The 16,979-nt window shown below is 63.3% G+C and carries 18 protein-coding genes; 12 read left to right on the top strand and 6 right to left on the bottom strand.

Going from position 1 to position 16,979, the window contains the following annotated elements; genetic code table 11:
• The 3 genes from WBR68_RS12005 (at window position 1) to WBR68_RS11995 (ending at window position 2,903) form a co-directional block, all read left to right on the top strand.
• The gene (locus WBR68_RS12005; RefSeq protein ID WP_230694368.1) at window positions 1-1,329 is read left to right on the top strand and encodes a PQQ-dependent sugar dehydrogenase; all 1,329 of its coding nucleotides are present in this window, start codon (window positions 1-3) and stop codon (window positions 1,327-1,329) included.
• A 144-nt stretch (window positions 1,330-1,473) separates the two neighbouring features.
• Window positions 1,474-2,079: a TetR/AcrR family transcriptional regulator gene (locus tag WBR68_RS12000; RefSeq protein WP_230694367.1), complete on the top strand. Its 606-nt coding sequence runs from the start codon at window positions 1,474-1,476 to the stop codon at window positions 2,077-2,079.
• Window positions 2,080-2,225: 146 nt separating this feature from the next.
• Window positions 2,226-2,903, top strand: coding sequence for a type 1 glutamine amidotransferase domain-containing protein (locus tag WBR68_RS11995; RefSeq protein ID WP_230694366.1), 678 nt, complete (start codon window positions 2,226-2,228; stop codon window positions 2,901-2,903).
• Between the two features lie 40 nt (window positions 2,904-2,943).
• Here WBR68_RS11995 and WBR68_RS11990 read toward each other — a convergent pair whose 3' ends face one another.
• Complete coding sequence (locus tag WBR68_RS11990; RefSeq protein WP_050446476.1) at window positions 2,944-3,372, bottom strand: bleomycin resistance protein; 429 nt, start codon at window positions 3,370-3,372, stop codon at window positions 2,944-2,946.
• A 99-nt stretch (window positions 3,373-3,471) separates the two neighbouring features.
• On the opposite strand from WBR68_RS11990, the gene WBR68_RS11985 reads away from it, so the two are divergent.
• Both WBR68_RS11985 and WBR68_RS11980 read left to right on the top strand, forming a co-directional pair.
• Entirely contained in the window at window positions 3,472-3,774 is a 303-nt protein-coding gene (locus WBR68_RS11985) for an ArsR/SmtB family transcription factor (RefSeq protein ID WP_230694365.1), read from the top strand.
• Window positions 3,775-3,836: 62 nt separating this feature from the next.
• Window positions 3,837-4,805 (top strand): zinc-dependent alcohol dehydrogenase family protein, encoded by a 969-nt coding sequence (locus tag WBR68_RS11980; protein ID WP_230694364.1) that lies wholly within the window; start codon window positions 3,837-3,839, stop codon window positions 4,803-4,805.
• Here WBR68_RS11980 and WBR68_RS11975 read toward each other — a convergent pair.
• Complete coding sequence (locus WBR68_RS11975; RefSeq protein WP_127184374.1) at window positions 4,802-5,713, bottom strand: LysR substrate-binding domain-containing protein; 912 nt, start codon at window positions 5,711-5,713, stop codon at window positions 4,802-4,804. The genes WBR68_RS11980 and WBR68_RS11975 overlap by 4 nt on opposite strands.
• 108 nt (window positions 5,714-5,821) lie before the next feature.
• Between WBR68_RS11975 and metC the strand changes: the two genes are divergently transcribed.
• The 5 genes from metC to WBR68_RS11950 all read left to right on the top strand — a co-directional run bounded on the left by metC (window position 5,822) and on the right by WBR68_RS11950 (window position 11,152).
• Entirely contained in the window at window positions 5,822-6,973 is a 1,152-nt protein-coding gene (gene metC, locus WBR68_RS11970) for a cystathionine beta-lyase (RefSeq protein ID WP_230694363.1), read from the top strand.
• A 67-nt stretch (window positions 6,974-7,040) separates the two neighbouring features.
• The gene (locus tag WBR68_RS11965) at window positions 7,041-8,135 is read left to right on the top strand and encodes an amino acid ABC transporter substrate-binding protein (RefSeq protein ID WP_198158159.1); all 1,095 of its coding nucleotides are present in this window, start codon (window positions 7,041-7,043) and stop codon (window positions 8,133-8,135) included.
• A 25-nt stretch (window positions 8,136-8,160) separates the two neighbouring features.
• The gene (locus WBR68_RS11960) at window positions 8,161-9,303 is read left to right on the top strand and encodes an amino acid ABC transporter permease (protein WP_230694362.1); all 1,143 of its coding nucleotides are present in this window, start codon (window positions 8,161-8,163) and stop codon (window positions 9,301-9,303) included.
• Window positions 9,300-10,394, top strand: coding sequence for an amino acid ABC transporter permease (locus WBR68_RS11955; protein WP_230694361.1), 1,095 nt, complete (start codon window positions 9,300-9,302; stop codon window positions 10,392-10,394). Before WBR68_RS11960 ends, WBR68_RS11955 begins: the two co-directional genes overlap by 4 nt.
• A gap of 50 nt (window positions 10,395-10,444) precedes the next feature.
• Window positions 10,445-11,152, top strand: a complete 708-nt coding sequence (locus WBR68_RS11950; protein ID WP_304505222.1) for an amino acid ABC transporter ATP-binding protein — start codon at window positions 10,445-10,447, stop codon at window positions 11,150-11,152.
• Between the two features lie 81 nt (window positions 11,153-11,233).
• Here the strand turns inward: WBR68_RS11950 and zigA are convergent, their stop codons facing one another.
• The 3 genes from zigA to WBR68_RS11935 form a co-directional block, all read right to left on the bottom strand.
• Window positions 11,234-12,448, bottom strand: coding sequence for a zinc metallochaperone GTPase ZigA (gene zigA / locus WBR68_RS11945; RefSeq protein WP_230694360.1), 1,215 nt, complete (start codon window positions 12,446-12,448; stop codon window positions 11,234-11,236).
• Window positions 12,449-12,642: 194 nt separating this feature from the next.
• Window positions 12,643-13,863, bottom strand: a complete 1,221-nt coding sequence (locus WBR68_RS11940) for a M20 aminoacylase family protein (RefSeq protein ID WP_230694359.1) — start codon at window positions 13,861-13,863, stop codon at window positions 12,643-12,645.
• Between the two features lie 58 nt (window positions 13,864-13,921).
• Window positions 13,922-14,905 carry a Bug family tripartite tricarboxylate transporter substrate binding protein gene (locus tag WBR68_RS11935; protein ID WP_230694358.1) on the bottom strand — a complete coding sequence of 328 codons (984 nt, stop codon included), beginning with the start codon at window positions 14,903-14,905 and terminating at the stop codon, window positions 13,922-13,924.
• Window positions 14,906-15,013: 108 nt separating this feature from the next.
• On the opposite strand from WBR68_RS11935, the gene WBR68_RS11930 reads away from it, so the two are divergent.
• Window positions 15,014-15,973, top strand: coding sequence for a LysR family transcriptional regulator (locus tag WBR68_RS11930; RefSeq protein WP_230694357.1), 960 nt, complete (start codon window positions 15,014-15,016; stop codon window positions 15,971-15,973).
• A 26-nt stretch (window positions 15,974-15,999) separates the two neighbouring features.
• Here the strand turns inward: WBR68_RS11930 and WBR68_RS11925 are convergent, their stop codons facing one another.
• On the bottom strand, window positions 16,000-16,530 hold the full coding sequence (locus WBR68_RS11925; RefSeq protein ID WP_230694356.1) for a GNAT family N-acetyltransferase: 531 nt from the start codon (window positions 16,528-16,530) through the stop codon (window positions 16,000-16,002).
• Window positions 16,531-16,656: 126 nt separating this feature from the next.
• On the opposite strand from WBR68_RS11925, the gene WBR68_RS11920 reads away from it, so the two are divergent.
• Complete coding sequence (locus tag WBR68_RS11920; protein ID WP_230694355.1) at window positions 16,657-16,908, top strand: hypothetical protein; 252 nt, start codon at window positions 16,657-16,659, stop codon at window positions 16,906-16,908.
• The last annotated feature ends 71 nt before the right edge of the window (window positions 16,909-16,979 follow it).

Here is a 16,979-nt window from a genome sequence, read left to right as displayed (position 1 = left end):
ATGAAAACCAAAACCGCCAACTGGCTTGCCGCTATCCCCTTGTCCGCCATGATGGGCGTATGTGTCGGCCAGGCCGGACCGTCGCAGGTAGGCCCCAACCCTGAACTGCCCAAGCCCGAGAGGGGGCTGCTACCCAATATGGTCATTGCAGAGCCCGCCCCTTGGGGAGACAAGACGCCGACCGTGCCTGACGGTTATACGATCACCGCCATCGCCACCGATTTGAAAATCCCACGGCAGACTTTGATACTGCCCAACGGCGACATTCTGGTGGCCGAGGGCAAGGGCGGCAATGCCCCAAGCCTGAAACCCAAAGACGTGATCGCCGGCATCATCAAGGCCCAAGGCACCAGCTCGGTCAAGGGCGGAGACCGCCTGACCTTGCTGCGCGATGCCGACGGCGACGGCACCTATGAAGTATCAACGTTCGCCGAGAACCTGAACGCACCCTACGGCCTGGCCTTGGTGGACAACAATCTGTACGTCGCCAACCAGGACGCCGTGGTGCGATTCGACTACCAGCCAGGGCAGACCAAGGCCAGCGGCCCCCCCGAAACCGTGACGCCCCTGCCATCGGCAATCAACCACCACTGGACCAAGGCCATGACTGCCAGCGCCGATGGCCAGTACCTGTACGTGGGCATCGGGTCCAACAGCAACATCACCGAACGCGGCATGACGGCGGAAGTCGACCGCGCCCGCATTTGGCGGATCAACGCCCAAACCGGTGAACACAAGTCGTATGCCACCGGCTTGCGCAACCCGACCGCGCTGACCATCCAGCCCGGCACCGACCAATTGTGGGCGGTCGTGAACGAACGCGATGAGATCGGCCCCAATCTGGTTCCCGACTATCTGACTTCTGTTCAGGAAGGCGCCTTCTATGGCTGGCCCTACAGCTACTGGGGGCAAAACGTGGACGAGCGCGTGCGGCCGCAAGATTCGGAAAAGGTCGCCGCGGCCATCAAACCGGACTACAGCCTGGGTTCGCACGTGGCGGCGCTGGGCGTGGATTTCTCGAACGAGGCGATGGGCGCCAAGTTCGCCAACGGGGTGTTTGTCGGGGAACACGGTAGCTGGAACCGCAGCGATCCGGTCGGTTACAAAGTGGTCTTCGTGCCGTTTCAGGACGGCCGGCCGTCTGGCGACCCTGTCGATTTTGTCGCCGGGTTCCGCGATAGCGATGGCACCACACGCGGCCGTCCGGTAGGCGTGACAGTGGATCCGAAGGGCGCGCTGATTGTTGCGGATGATCTGTCGAACACCATCTGGCGCGTAACGCCAACGCAGGCAGCGCAGTCGCCGCAGCCGGTTGCGGCGGCGCAGTAGTGGGAGGGTCAGGGCAGGGGCCATAAGGCGCCATCCGTCCGCGTCTTCGGTCCTTGCTTCTGGCTGGTGGATAGTCGGTCGTAGAAAAATACTTGCGCAAATATTTGTAGACGACCGGTCTAATCGAATGTAAAGTGCGAACCCATGAACTCAGCCACCACCTCCCAAGCTACTGACGTCCGCGACAAGATCCTGGCCACGGGCCAACGGATCATGGGCGGCAAAGGGTTTTCGGCGGTGGGTTTGAATGAAGTGCTGACGTCCGCAGGGGTGCCGAAGGGGTCGTTCTATCACTACTTTGGATCGAAAGAAGCGTTTGGCGAGGCCTTGCTGGAGAACTACTTCCAGGATTACCTGGCCGACATGGACGGTATATTCAGCCAAGCGGATCAGACCAAAGCGCAGCAGCTCGGCAACTATTTCCTGGCCTGGAAAGACAACCAGTCCTTCGAGGACTGCCAGGGCAAGTGCCTGGCGGTGAAGTTGGGTGCCGAGGTCGCAGACCTTTCCGACGCGATGCGCGCCGCCCTGAAACGCGGCACGTCGGCAATCATCGAACGTCTGGCCAGCGCGATTGCGGCGGGCGTGGAAGAGGGCTCTTTATCGGTAGAGGGCGATTCAACAGCCGCCGCGCAAAGCCTGTACCAACTTTGGTTGGGGGCGAGCGTGATGGTCAAGATCGTGCGCAACACGCAGCCCTTTGAAAACGCCTTGAGCACGACAACACAGGTTTTGCATCTTGCTCGCTAAGGACGCGCAGATTTACGAAGCAGGTTTGTGAAGCAAGCCTATGTAGCAAGCCTATATAGCACTTCAGGCAGAAGTGCTTTTTTATCCACCGGAATCTAGACGACCGGTCTAATATTTCAAGTTCATTCCTAGACAGGAGCATCACCATGAAAGTCCTCATCGTTCTGACCTCGCATGATCAGCTTGGCACTACCGGCCGCAAAACCGGCTTCTGGCTCGAAGAGTTGGCCGCCCCTTACTACACGTTCAAGGACGCCGGCGCCGACATCGTGCTGGCCTCGCCCCAAGGCGGGCAGCCGCCGCTGGACCCCAAGAGCAACGAACCCTCGTTTCAGACCGAATTCACCCACCGCTTCGAAGCTGACCCGGCGGCCAACGAACAACTGGCCAACACCCTGCGCCTGGACAGCGTCTCGCAAGCCGACTTCGACACCGTGTTTTACCCGGGCGGTCATGGCCCGCTGTGGGATCTGGCCGAAGACGGCAATTCCATCTCCTTGATCGAATCATTTATCGAAGCCGGCAAGCCGGTCGCGCTGGTCTGCCACGCGCCGGGCGTGCTGCGCCACGTGAAGGCAGCCGACGGCAAGCCGCTGGTCGCCGGCAAGCAGGTGACCGGCTTCACGAACACCGAGGAAGACGGCGTCGGCCTCACCGATGTCGTGCCGTTTCTGGTGGAAGACGAACTCAAGGCGAAGGGCGGGGTGTACTCGAAGGGCCCGGACTGGGGCTCGTATGTCGTCAGCGACGGCCTGCTGATCACCGGCCAGAACCCGGCGTCATCCCTGGAAGCCGCTGCGGTGTTGTTGAAGCGGTTTGCCTAGGTGTGAGGCAGCGCGTTACGCCGTTGCCCGATCGCCCCCGTCACGCGGGGCGGTCGCCAATCCATTCAGAAAATCGCAACAGATAGCCGTCGGGATCCTGCACCAGGAACTGCCGCACGCCGATCTCGACGTCGTCGCTTCGATACCAGCGTTCCTGCATCTGCCGGTACAGCGGCCAGTCCGCATCCACCAGGCGTTTGTGCAGCGCGTCGATGGACTTCACCTTGATCTCGAAGTTCACGCCACGGCCCAAGGGGGCTTCCAGCGGCGCGGTGATCCAGCCGTCGTCGCCGCGCACCTCTTCCAGCATGAATTGCGCGCCGTCCCGATCCAGGAAGACAAAGCCTTCCTCTTCGCGCTGATAGACCACTTCGAAGCCGCACAGGTCGATCCAGAATTGCCGGCTGCGCGCCAAGTTCTTGACCATCAGTTCGGCGACCATGCGCGCCCGGTACGATTTGTCTTCCATCGTTTCTCCTTATTGGGCGGCCATGATAACGGGCGACCAACCCCACAACATCGACAATCATCGTATTGACATATCGGGAAATCCAGATATCATCACGCCATGGAATTACTCGACATCTTCAAAGCCCTCTCGAACCGTACGCGTCTGGAAATCCTGAAAGGGTTGAAGGACCCGGTGAACAGCTTCCCGCCCCAGGACGAAGGCGATGTTCATACGGTGGGCGTCTGCGTCAGCAGCATTCAAGAGGGCGTCGGGCTGTCGCAGTCAACGGTGTCTGATTACCTGGCCACGTTGCAACGCGCAGGCTTGGTCGACGCCACGCGCATTGGTCCGTGGACGTATTACAAACGCAACGAAGCAAACATCAAGGCTCTTGCCGAGATCATCGGGAAAGACCTGTAATTTTTTTACTCCTAGATATCGGAATATCCCGATATCCCACTTTATCGATAAGAGGTGATGCAATGAAAGCTGTCGTACTGAACGCATTTGGTGGCCCGGAATCGTTCGCGCTGCAAGAACTGCCCAAGCCAGTGCCGCAGGCGGGGCAAGTTCTGGTGCGCGTCCACGCCACGTCCATCAATCCCTTGGATTACCAGGTCCGGCGAGGCGACTATCCCGACCTGGTGCCACTGCCGGCCATTACCGGGCACGACGTATCCGGCGTGGTTGAAGCCGTGGGGCCGGGCGTGACGGCATTCGTGCCCGGGGACGAGGTCTGGTACACGCCGCAGATATTCGACGGACAAGGAAGCTATGCCGAATACCACGTTGCCGCCGAAAGCATAGTCGGCAAGAAGCCGCCGTCGCTGAGCCACCTGGAAGCGGCAAGCCTGACGCTGGTTGGCGGAACGGCGTGGGAAGCGCTGGTGGTGCGCGCGGGCTTGAGAGTCGGCGAAAGCATCTTGATACACGGAGGTGCGGGCGGGGTCGGCCATGTGGCGATCCAGCTTGCCAAGTCCATCGGCGCAAAGGTGTACACGACCGCGCGCGAAGCCAACTTCGAGTTTGCGCGACGCATGGGCGCCGATGCCGTCATCGACTACGCAAAGGAAGATTATGTCGACGCCATCCTGCGGGAAACCGGGGGCCGTGGGGTCGACGTGGTATTCGACACCATCGGCGGCGACACCTTGTCGCGCAGCGCCGACGTGCTTGCACAACTGGGCCGCGTGGTCTCGATCGTGGACATCGCGCAACCGCAGAACCTGTTGCAAGCCTGGGGCAAGAACGCCAGCTATCACTTCGTCTTCACCCGGCAAAACCGCGGCAAGCTTGATGAGCTGAGCGCGTTGATCGAGCGCGGCCAGTTGCGGCCGCATGTGGGCGCCGTCTATCCGCTGGCCGACATTGCGCAGGCCCATGCCCGGCTTGAGGCGCCCAACAATGGCCTACAGGGAAAGATCGCGATTGCGGTCGCGCCGTCTGTTTAGCCCAAGGCCGCCTGCATCTTCTTCAGATCGTTTTGCAGTTGGATGCGCATCACCTTCAGCAACTCGCGGGCGTTGCCCGACATGGGCATGCCCGAGCGGAACACCAGCAGGCTGGTAAAGCTGATTTCCAACGACACGCGCTTGATCGTGAGCCCGCGCGACAGATAATCCAACGCCATGATGGGATGCACCATGCCGATGCCCACGCCATTGAGCGCGAACTCGCAGACCGAGTTGGAATAGGGCGTTTCCAACATGGGCCGCAGATTCAGGCCCACCGCCTGCATCGCGGCTTCCAGGCGTCGTCGGCTGGCGTCTTCCGGGTTGAGCGCAATGAAAGGGTGTTCAACGAGGTCTTGCGGGTCGATCACTTTCTTGCGCGCCAGCGGATGGCGGTTGTGCATGGCGATCACGCCCGGTGTGCGCAGGAATTCCGAGTGTTCAAGGCCCAGCACCGAGAGCTCGTCGGCCATCAGCCCGAAGTCGAGCTGGCCGGCCGCCACCTGGCGCAGCACTTCGCGCGAACTCATGATCTGAAACGACATCTGCAGGCGGCGGTCGGCCAGGCCGAAGGCGGCGATGGCGCGTGGCATGAAGCCGGTGCCCAAGGCGGGCAACGAACCAATCGCCAGCCGGCCCACGCCAAACGATTTAAGGCTGCGGATGCGGTGTTCGATCAACTCGAAACCGGCGAAGCAGCGATCTACCTCTTCCATCAGCGCGCCGGCCTCGGGCGTGGCGACCAGCCGGCCGCGCACCCGTTCAAACAGGCGCAGCCCCGAACTGTCTTCAAGTTTGCGGATTGACTGGCTGATGGCGGGTTGCGACACCCCCAGCAGGTTGGCGGCCTTGCTGGTTGTACCGGCCTGCATGACGGCGCGGAAGACCTGGATTTCACGCATATCCATATATAAGCCCTGCTTATCGACTAAGTCGGTTCAATTGTTGAGGGAATTGGTCTGAGCGTCCAGACTGCGTGTCATCGAGATCTCTCCCACGTGCCGAAAACAGTTTAAATGAACACTAAACACCCCTCGAATACTGAATTCGCCAGCCTGTCGCCGGCTGTCCAACGCGCCTCCACGGTGGTGTTCGGCTCGCTCGCCGACTTCGTCAACCGCAAGCAGCGCCAGCCCGACGGCTATAGCTATGGCATTACCGGCACGCCTACGGCGCGGCTCCTGGAGCAGCGCATCGCGGCGCTCGAAGGCGCCCGCCACTGCGTGATCACCCCCTCGGGGGCGTCCGCGTTGATGACCGTGGTGATGGGATTCGTGCGCGGCGGCGATCACCTGCTGGTGTCGGCGGCCTGCTATGGCGCGCTCAAGACCTTTGCCGAGAAGTGGCTCGCCCACATGGGCGTGGAAGTCGAGCTCTACCAGCCCGCCATTGGCGCCGAGATCGAGGCGCTGATCCGGCCCACCACCCGCATGATCTGCATGGAAGCGCCCGGCACCGTCACGATGGAAATGGCCGACATTCCGGCGATTGCCGAGGTGGCGCGCCGCCATGGCGTGCTGACCATGATGGACAACACCTGGGCCAGCCCGCTGGGGTTCCAGCCCCTGGCGCATGGCGTGGATTTCAGCGTGGAGGCCGCCACCAAGTTCTTCAGCGGCCATTCCGATGTACTGATGGGCAGCATCAGCCTGAATGATGCCGACCACTACGCCGTGCTGCGCGAGACGCAGAGCATTCTGGGCCAGCAGGTCAGCCCGGAAGATTGCTTTCTGGTGCTGCGCGGCCTGGAAACGCTGGACCTGCGCGTGCGCGCGCAAAGCGCCGCCACGCTGGAAATCGCGCAGTGGCTGCAGGCGCAACCGCAGGTTGAACGCCTGTTGTATCCGCCGCTTGAAGGCGACGCCGGCCATGCCCTGTGGCGGCGTGATTTCCGCACCAACGGCTGCCTGTTCTCGTTGATCCTGAAGCCGGCGCCCGAGCAGGCATTCAACGGTTTCTTCGACACGCTTGAACACTTCGCCATTGGCGCGAGCTGGGGCGGTGTGCACAGCCTGGCCGCGTACTACCCGGCGCCATTGCAGGCCGGCCGCGTGCATCCGGCCACGGATCAGCCGGTGGTGCGCCTGTCGATCGGACTTGAAGGTGTCGACATCCTGAAGGAAGACCTGCGCCGGGCGCTTGACGCCTACGCCCGCCAGGCACGCTGATATTCATCCTGGGCCAGCCGCCAACAAGAGCTTCATGGCCCGCCAACACATTGCAAGGGGAATTGCCATGTACCGTATCCGTACCCTGTCGCGCGCGCTCATCCTGGGCGCCGCCGCCATGCTGCCCGCTTTGGCCGGCGCGCAAAATGCCACACCCGCCACACCCACCGCCACACCCGCCGCCTCGCCGGTGGTCTCCGCGCCCAGCAACAGCCCGACCGTGGACCAGATCCGCGCCCGTGGCTATGTGATCTGCGGATCGGGCCACGGCACCACCGGCTTTTCGGCGCCAGACAAAGACGGCAACTGGAAGGGGCTGGACGTGGAAACCTGCCGCGCCATCGCGATTGCCGTGCTGGGCGACGGCACCAAGGTGCGCTTCGTGCCGTTGACCGGCCAGCAGCGTCTGACCGCATTGCAGACGGGCCAGATCGACGTGCTGCCGCGCACCACCTCGTGGACCTTGCGGCGCGATGCCAACGGCATCAACTTCACCTATCCCAATTACTACGAGTACGACGCCTTCATGGTGCGCAAGGACCTGGGTATCACGCACACCAAGGACATGCAGGGCGCCACCATCTGCGTGCAGACCGGATCGACCAACGAAGTGACGGTGGCCGACCTGTCGCGCAAGTTCAAACTGGGCCTGAAGACCGTGTTGTTCGACAACGTGGCCGCTTCGCGCCAAGCCTTTTTCACGGGTCGCTGCGATGGCTTGATCACGGACTCGTCGGCGCTGGCGGCGGTGCGCGCCACGCAGGCGCAGAACCCGGATGACTACGTCATCTTTCCTGCCAGCGGCAACAGCGAAGCCCTGACACCCGCGGTGCGCCATGGCGATGACCGCTGGTTCGACATCGTCAAGTTCGTGGTCCAGGTGCCGATCGCGGCCGAAGACATGGGCATCACGCAGGCCAACGTCGATGACATGCTCAAGTCGGGCGATCCGCGCATCGCCCGCTTCCTGGGCGTGGAACCGGGCAACGGCAAGGCGCTGGGGCTGGACGAACGCTGGGCCTACAACATCGTCAAGGCGCAGGGCAACTACGGCGAGATGTTCGAACGCAACGTCGGCAAGAACAGCCCGTTGAAGCTTGAGCGCGGCCTGAACCGGCTGTATCGCGATGGCGGCCTGATGTACCCCTACGTTTTCAACTGACCCGAGTGCCGGGCGGGGCTGATTCATGTTCAAGCGACTTTGGTACGACGCGCGGGCGCGGTCCGTGCTGGCGCAGGTGCTTATTGCCTGCGTTTTCTTCGGCACGCTGTCCTGGCTGGTGTGGAACGCGCACGCCAACCTGACCCAGCGCGGCATCACCACCGGTTTTGGGTATCTGGGGGACGCGGCGCGCTTCCCGGTGTCGGAAAGCCTGCTGGCTTACCGGCCCACCGACAGTTATGGGCGCGCGTTTGTCGTCGGGCTGGTCAACACGCTGTATATCTCGGCGCTGGTGATCGTGGCCTCGACGGTGCTGGGGTTCCTGCTGGCGCTGGCGCGCCGCAGCCGGCATCCGCTGGTGCATGGCATCGCCACGCTCTATCTGGAAATCACGCGCAACACGCCGTTGGTGGTGCAACTGCTGTTCTGGTATAGCCTGGTCACCATCAATCTGCCGTCGCCGCGGCAAGCGCTCAACCCGTTGCCCGGCGTATTCCTGTCGATTCGTGGCCTGTTCTTTCCCAGTGTGCAGTCGCAGGGCGATTGGCTGCCGTTGTTGTGCGTGCTGTTGGCGGCGCTGCTGGCCTGGTGGGGCTTGCGCCCGCTGCGCAAGCAGCGTCCGGCCCTGCCGATAGGCCGCATCCTGCTCGTCGTGACGGCGCTGGCTAGTGTGGCGGCCTGGCAGTGGGGCGGCCTTACCTTGAGCAGCACCGCGCCGCAACTACGCGGGCTGAACTTCGTCGGCGGCACCGCGCTGACTCCCGAATTCACCGCGCTGCTGGTCGGCCTGACGTTGTATTCGGCGGCCTTTTCGGGCGAGATCATCCGTGGCGGAATCGAGGCCGTCGCGCAAGGGCAATGGGAGGCGGCGCAGTCGCTTGGGTTGCGCCCCTGGACCACGCTGCGCCACGTGATCGTGCCGCAATCGCTGCGCGTGATCGTGCCGCCCATGACCAGCCAGTACCTGTCTATCGTGAAGAACACCACGCTGGCGCTGGCGGTGGGGTATCCGGACCTGTCGTTCGTGATCACGACCACCATCAACCAGACCGGGCAGGCCATCGAAGGCTTGGCGATTCTGATGGGCGTGTATCTGTGCATCAGCCTGAGCGTGTCGCTCTTCATGAATCTCTACAACCGGCGCATCCTGCGAACGGAACGCAAATGAATACGACCGTGATCTCTACAGATATGCCGTCGCGGCCCGCGCCGGTGGATCGCCGGGCGGGCGTGGCCCAGCGCCTGTTTGGCAATATTCCCAGCAGTATCGCCACCGTGCTGGCGTTGGGCCTGGCGCTCTATGCCATGGGGCGGTTCATTGATTGGTCGCTGTTGAACGCCGTGTGGCCGGGCGAACCCGGCGCCATGTGCCGGCAGGCCAGCGGGGCGTGCTGGGCGTTCCTGGCCGAAAAGCTGAATCAGATTCTGTTCGGCATTTATCCGCGCGCCGAGCAATGGCGGCCAGCCGTGGTGTGCGTGGCCATTCTGGCCATGGTGGTCGTGTCGCTCGACCCGCGCCAATGGCGACTGCGCACGGTCGGGCTGTGGCTGGCGGGGATGGCCGGTTCGCTGGCGCTGATGCTGGGCGGTTGGGCGGGGCTGACCCAAGTGCCCACCGCGTCGTGGGGCGGCCTGCCCGTGACGCTGCTGCTGGCCGTGTGCGCGCTGGGGTTGGGCATGCCGCTGGGCATCCTGCTGGCATTGGCGCGGCGCGGGTCGCTGCCGATGGCGCGCTTCATCGCGACCTGCGTCATCGAACTGATCCGTGGCCTGCCGTTGATCAGCCTGTTGTTCATGGCGTCCATCGTGCTGCCCATCATGCTGCCGGCCGGCATGACCATCGACAGCCTGCTGCGCGCCGGCATCGCGCTGACGATTTTTTCGGCCGCCTACCTGGCCGAGGTGATCCGTGGCGGCTTGCAGTCGCTGCCGGCGGGGCAGATGGAAGCCTCGCGCGCGCTGGGCCTGTCGTGGTGGCAGATGACGCGGCTGGTGGTGTTGCCACAGGCGATGCGCAAGGTGATTGCGCCGCTTACCAATACCGCCATCGTGATGATCAAGAACACCAGCCTGGTGCTGATCGTGGGCCTGTTCGACCTGCTCAGTTCGGGGCGCGCCGCCTTGACGGATCCGGCCTGGCCCACGCCCTATGTAGAGACCTATCTCTTTATCGCGGGCATTTATTTCTGCATCTGCTTCGGCCTGTCGCGCTATTCGATGTGGCTGGAGCATCGCTTCAAAAAAGGGGAACTGCGTTGAACCAACAACAAGGCGGCGCGGCTGCGCCGATGGCAGTGAGCATTGCCGGCATGAGCAAATGGTATGGCGATTTTCAGGTGCTGCATGACATAGACCTGCAAGTGGCCGCTGGTGAACGCCTGGTGATCTGCGGGCCATCGGGCTCGGGCAAGTCCACGATGATCCGCTGCATCAATCGGCTGGAACGCCATCAGGAAGGCAGCATCGTGGTCAACGGCGTGGCGCTGGCCGACGACCTGCGCGCCATTGACGAGGTGCGGGCGGATGCAGGCATGGTGTTCCAGCACTTCAATCTGTTTCCGCATCTGACCGTGCTGGAAAACTGCATCCTGGCGCCCATGCACGTCAAGCGCATGGCGCGCGCGCAGGCCGCCGAACTGGCGCTGCAATACCTGGCGCGGGTGCGAATCCTGGACCAGGCGGACAAGTATCCCGGCCAGTTGTCCGGCGGCCAACAACAGCGCGCGGCCATCGCGCGCTCGTTATGCATGCAGCCCCGCATCATGCTGTTTGATGAGCCCACGTCCGCCCTGGATCCGGAAATGGTCAAAGAGGTGCTCGACACCATGACTGCGCTGGCCGACGACGGCATGACCATGCTGTGCGTCACGCACGAAATGGGTTTTGCGCGCAGCGTGGCCGACCGGGTCGTGTTCATGGACGGTGGCCGCATCCTGGAGTCGGCCGCGCCGGACGCATTCTTCGACCACCCTCGGCATGAACGCACGCGCGCATTTCTTGAGCGCATCCTGCATTGAGCAAAGGCAAGGCTGGCCTTTGAGGACGCAGTGTCGCGTCCTTGATCACGGCATTCGATGAAGTATTTGCGGGTTGCAGGCTCAAGGCCAGTTCGGAAAGGGGTTTTTCCAGGTCTTCCACACCAGCGGGCCCAGGGCCATTTCGTCGTCGGTCAGCAGACAGGCATTGAGCTTGGCGCGTAGCGCCGGCTCATCCATGTCGATACCGATCAGCACGATTTCCTGGCGCGCATCGCCCACGCCGTCCGCCCATTTTTGCCGGATCATGGCGGCTGCCTCGGGATCATCCGGCCACTGTTCGGGCGGCATCGCCGCCCACCAATAGCCGGCCGCGCCGTGGCGGGCGACGGCGCCAGCCTGCGACCAGGAACCCGCCATGTCAGGGTGGCTGGCCAACCAGAAGTAACCCTTGGAACGCACAACCCCCGGCCATTCGCTTTCGACACAGGCCAAGAAGCGCTCGGGATGCAAGGGCCGCCGCGCCTGATAGACAAAGCTGCGGATGCCATATTCTTCCGTCTCGGGGGTGTGTTGGCCGCGTAGCTCGCGCAGCCAGCCTGGCGCTTCGGACGCTTGCGCAAAGTCGAACAGCCCCGTCTCCAGCACCCGGTCCAGCGGCAGCTTGCCGAACTCGGCAACTTCAATGCGGGCGCGTGGGTTCAGGGTGCGCAAGATGGCCATCAGGCGCTCGCGCTCGTCAGCCGAAACCAGATCGACCTTGTTCAGCACAATGACGTCACAGAATTCAACCTGCTCGATCAGCAGGTCGACCACCGTGCGCTCGTCGTCTTCGCCCAGCGACTCGCCGCGTTTTTGCAGGCTGTCTTGCGAGCTGTAGTCACGCAGGAAGTTGAAGGCGTCCACCACGGTCACCATCGTGTCCAGGCGGGCCACTTCGCTCAGGCTGCGCCCGTCTTCGCCTTCAAAGGTGAAGGTCTCGGCAACCGGCAGCGGCTCGGATATGCCGGTGGATTCGATGACCAGGTGATCGAAACGCCCGTCGCGAGCCAAGCGCTCGACTTCTATCAACAGGTCTTCGCGCAAGGTGCAACAGATGCAGCCGTTGCTCATTTCGACCAGCTTCTCGTCGGTGCGCGAGAGCGCCGCACCGCCTTCGCGCACCAGCGCGGCGTCGATGTTGACCTCGGACATATCGTTGACGATCACGGCCACGCGCCGGCCTTCACGATTGTTGAGGATATGGTTCAGCAGCGTGGTTTTTCCGGCGCCGAGAAAGCCGGACAGGACAGTGACGGGCAGCTTGTTCTGGGTAGAGAGTGAGGTGTCTGTTTTCATCGCGCGAGTGCATGGGGCGGTAAAGGGAAGGGCTACGGGAAAGGGCCGCTCCAACTCGGCAGGGATTCTAATTCAAAACGTTATAACATAACAATATCTGCGCAAAGATACCGGTGATGCTTCAGGAATTGAGGGATAAAGGCGGCCGGTGAGCGGCGGCTTGCGCAGCCCCCACCGTTACCGCGTTGACCGCTTCAGCCTTCGTCCCGCGCCAGGAACCGCTGCGCCAGCCGCACGAAATACGCCGCGCCCAAGGGGATGGCGTCGTCATTGAAGTCATACGACGGGTTATGCAAACGGCAAGGCCCGGGGCCATGTCCCGGCTCTCGGTGCGCACCGGCGCCGTTGCCCAGCAGCACATAACAGCCCGGCCTTTCGGCCAGCATGAACGAGAAATCCTCGGACCCCATCAGCCGGGCCATGTTGTCCGACACGCGGTCCGCGCCGGCCACTTCGCGCATGACGTCCACCGCAAAGCGCGTCTGTTCCTCGTCGTTCACCAGCGACGGGTAGCAGCGTTCAAACGTCAGCGTTGCCGTGCAGCCGAAGGTGGTGGCGGCGCCGTCTGTAATTTCACCGACGCGCCGTTCGATCATGTCCAGTGTGTCGTCGCGGTGGGTCCGCACCGTACCGCCCAGCCACGCCTGCTGCGGGATGACGTTGACCGCGTCACCGCCGTGAATCTGCGTGACGGACAGCACCGCCGGTTCGTCGGGCGCGCGATTGCGCGAGATGACGGTTTGCAGCGCCAAGAGGATGTGGCCCGCGCAGACTAGCGGGTCGACGCTTAACTCGGGCTGCGAGGCATGGGCGCCCTTGCCGGCGATGTCGATGCGGAAGCGGTTGCTGGACCCCATGAACGGCCCAGCGCGCACGCCCAGGCTGCCCACGGGCAGGTCGGGCCAGTTATGCAACGCGAAGACGGCATCGCAGGGAAAGCGCTGGAACAGGCCGTCTTCGATCATGGCGCGCGCACCCGCCTGGCCGCCTTCCTCGGCGGGCTGGAAGATGCAGTGGATGGTGCCGTCGAAATCGGCGTGGTGCGCCAAGTACCAGGCGGTGGCAAGCAGGATGGCGGTGTGGCCGTCGTGGCCGCAGGCGTGCATGCGGTTGTCGTGCTGCGACTTGTGCGCGAAGGCATTGGCTTCGGGCATGGCCAGCGCGTCCATGTCGGCGCGCAGGCCAATGTGACGGGAACCCGTGCCGCGTGTCAGCGTGCCGACCACGCCGGTGCCGCCGATGCCCGTCGTCACCTGCCAACCCCAGGCTGTCAGCTCGCGCGCCACCAACGAGGCGGTGCGATGTTCTTCAAAGCCGATTTCCGGATGCGCGTGCAGATCACGGCGGATGTCGCGAAACGCGGGGGTGGCGCTGATTGTTTTCAGAATGTCTTGAATGTCGCGATGCGGGTTCATTCGGGTCCTTAAGGGTTCAAGGGGCTTGCCGCAACCGGCTTGCTGCAACGGCCTGGCCTCAGGGCTGCGTCGGCAGGTTCAAGGCGCGCAGGGCGGTAAGGTCGTCACGGATGCGGGCGTCGAAGCTGGCCTTGTCGTAGGCGGTTGCCGACACCATGCCCATGGACAGCACGCGCTCGCGCACCTCGGGCTTGTCCAGCACGGCGGCCAGCGCCTCGCGCACCCGTTGCAGGCGCTCGGGCGGCACGCCCTTGGGCGCCAGCACGCCTACCCAACCCACCATCTCCATGCCTTGCACGCTTTTGCTTTCATTGATGGTGGCCAGGTCGGGGTAGGCCGCCAGACGCTCACGGCTGATGACGCCCAAGGACTTGATGCGGCCTTGCTGCAAGTGCGGCAACGCGGTGGGCGGGGCCATCACCGCCATGTCGATCTGGCCGCCCAGCAGGTCGTTGACCAGCGGCGCCGCGCCCTTGTAGGGCACGTGCAGCATTTTCGTGTCAGTGCGCCGTTGCAGGTCTTCGACCACCACCTGCTGGAACGTGCCTTGGCCCGGGCTGCCGTAGCTCAGGCTTTCGGGGTTGGTGCGCAGCGCCTGCACCACGTCATCGATATTCGATTGCGGCAAGTCCTTGCGCGCCACCAGAATCAGCGGCGAGGTGAACACCAGGGAAACCGGTTCGAAATTGTCGGTGCCGTAACGCAGGTTGGGGTTCAGCATCGGCTGCAAAACCACGTCGTTGATGCTGCCGGCCAGCAGCGTCGTGCCGTCCGCCTTGGCCTGCGCCACGCGGCCGGCCCCGATTGCACCGCTGGCGCCGCCCACGTTCTCGATGACGACCGTCTGGCCCAGCCGGTCGCTCAGTTGCGGCGAAATTGCCCGCATCACGGCGTCGATCGACCCGCCCGCCGGGAAGGGAATGACGATGGTCACCGGCCTGTCGGGCCAGGTTTGCGCCTGAACGGGCGCGGTCGTAGTACCCAATACCAGCGCGGCGGACAGCACCGCGCGCGTGCGCGCACGACGAAGGAAATGCAGCATGTGGAACCCCTTGTGTTGTTGGTGTCAGGCTGCTATTGCGCCCTGAATAGCTATACTTGAACAGTGAAATATCAGGCATAGATATGCCGTTTTGGAATAGATAAGCCCATGTCCACCGCCATTCCCAGCAGCCCCTCGTCGGCCGCAACCCTGTTGAACCGCCTGCTCGCGCGCACGCGCTTGCGGCATTTGCAATTGATCGTGCTGGTGGCGGAACTGGGTAGCGTGCAGCACGCGGCGGCGCAGATCGGCCTGAGCCAGTCGGCCGCCACCAAAATGGTGCTGGAGGTAGAGCGCGTGCTTGAAGCCCGCTTGTTCGAACGGCATGCGCGCGGCATGCGGCCCACCTTTGCCTGCCGGGATTTGCTGCCTTTGCTGCGCAACGTCATGAACAGCCTGACGGGCTGCGCCGAATCATTGGCGGCGGCGGGGGCGGGTTTTGACGGCACGGTGCGCGTGGGCGCAATCACCGCCGGCGTCACGGGCGTGATCAACCCGGCGCTGCCGGCGTTCTTTGCCAGCCAGCCGCAGGTGCGGCTGGAATTGTTTGAAGACGCGCTGCCCGTGCTGCTGGGGCGCTATGCCGACGGCGAGCAGGACTTCCTGGTCACGCGCGAACCCGCGCAACTGGCGCCGGATTCTCAGTTCCAGGCCTTGCTGGCCGACGTCTGCGTGGTGGCTTCAGGCCCCGGGCATCCGCTGGTAGGGCGCCGCAATCTGCAAGCCGCCGACCTGCTGCGCTTTCCCTGGGCCAGTCCGCCGCTGGACAGCCAGACCTATCGCGCGTTCGAAGCCTTGTTCGCCGCATGCGGCGAACTGCCCGCCCAGCAGCCGCTTAGTACGCGGTCATTTGCAACCATGGTGCATTACCTGGGCGCCAGCCAGGCCTTGATGATGGGCCCCTTGAGTTTCGTGCGCGAAGGGCTGGACGCCGGCACACTGGTGCGGCTGGACTGCACGCTTGCCGAATCGCTGCCGCCTTTGGGGTTGGTCAGCCGTGTTGAACCCCGTAACCGCAGCGTGGCGGCCTTTCAGGCGCACCTGCTGGACGCGCAGGCGGTAGCCTGACGCCGGGCAAAACCCGCTGTTGCGGGCTAGGGCACAAGCGAGAACATTGCCGCCGACACCGGCCGCCCATGCAACTGGAGCCGGTTCCTGGCCTTGCCTTCAAATTGCGCGCCGATTTTCCGAGCCAGCGCCTCGCTTGCCGTGTTGCCTTCGGCAATGACGATCTCAACGCGTTGCATGCCCAAGGTGTTGAAGGCATAGGGCAGCATCGCCTGCACCGTGCGCAACGCCACCCCGCGTCGTTGCGCGGACTGTCGTACCCAGTAGCCAAGATTGCAAAACAGATGTTGATGATTGATCGAATTCAGGCCCACGCCGCCCATCAGCTTGCCTGACGCTTGGGCGAACACGCCGAATTCGTAGCCAGCCTGGGAACTGCGGCCGCTACGGCACAGCTCAAACCAGTCCAGCGCATTCTGCTCGGAAAACGCAGACGTACACCACGGCATCCACTTGCCTACGGTATTGACGGATTCGCGCGCGGCGTTCGCGAACGCTTCGGCGTCGTCATCAAGGAACTCTCGGATAACCAGGCCTTCGAAAATGATGGGCTGCATGGATCTGATCTTAAGTCGGGGGCAGGGTGAATACTATCAAGCCGTCCCGCATTGCGAGTAAGGTTACGGAATCAAGGCCTGGCTTGTCCGGCACGTGGGCCTGTGCCATCAGCGGAAACTGAATTCATGAAGATAACTCGTTTAGCACTGCGCCTGGCGCTTGCCACGGCCGCGTGCGCATCGATTGCCGCCTGCGCGGGCAGTCAACCCCAGTCGACCGATATGGACTATCAAAGCCGGCCGCCTTCCTCGGCGCAAGGCAAGAACAGCACCCCAGGCTCATCAGGCCAACGCTTGACCATACAGTCTGGCGAAGGCGAAAGGTTGAACCTGCCCTGGTTCATCCAGGACACGAAGGACTGGGTCAACAGCAACTGACCGCAATCCGGGGGAGGGACTGCGAGGCCGACGCTTGTTCACGTCGGCCCCGTTCACGCCAAATGCCCTTG

Source organism: Achromobacter sp. JD-1 (genome assembly GCF_038594925.1).
Taxonomy (GTDB): domain Bacteria; phylum Pseudomonadota; class Gammaproteobacteria; order Burkholderiales; family Burkholderiaceae_B; genus Achromobacter; species Achromobacter spanius_C.
Note: the sequence above shows the minus strand (reverse complement) of the source record. Positions and strands in the feature narration are given on the sequence as shown.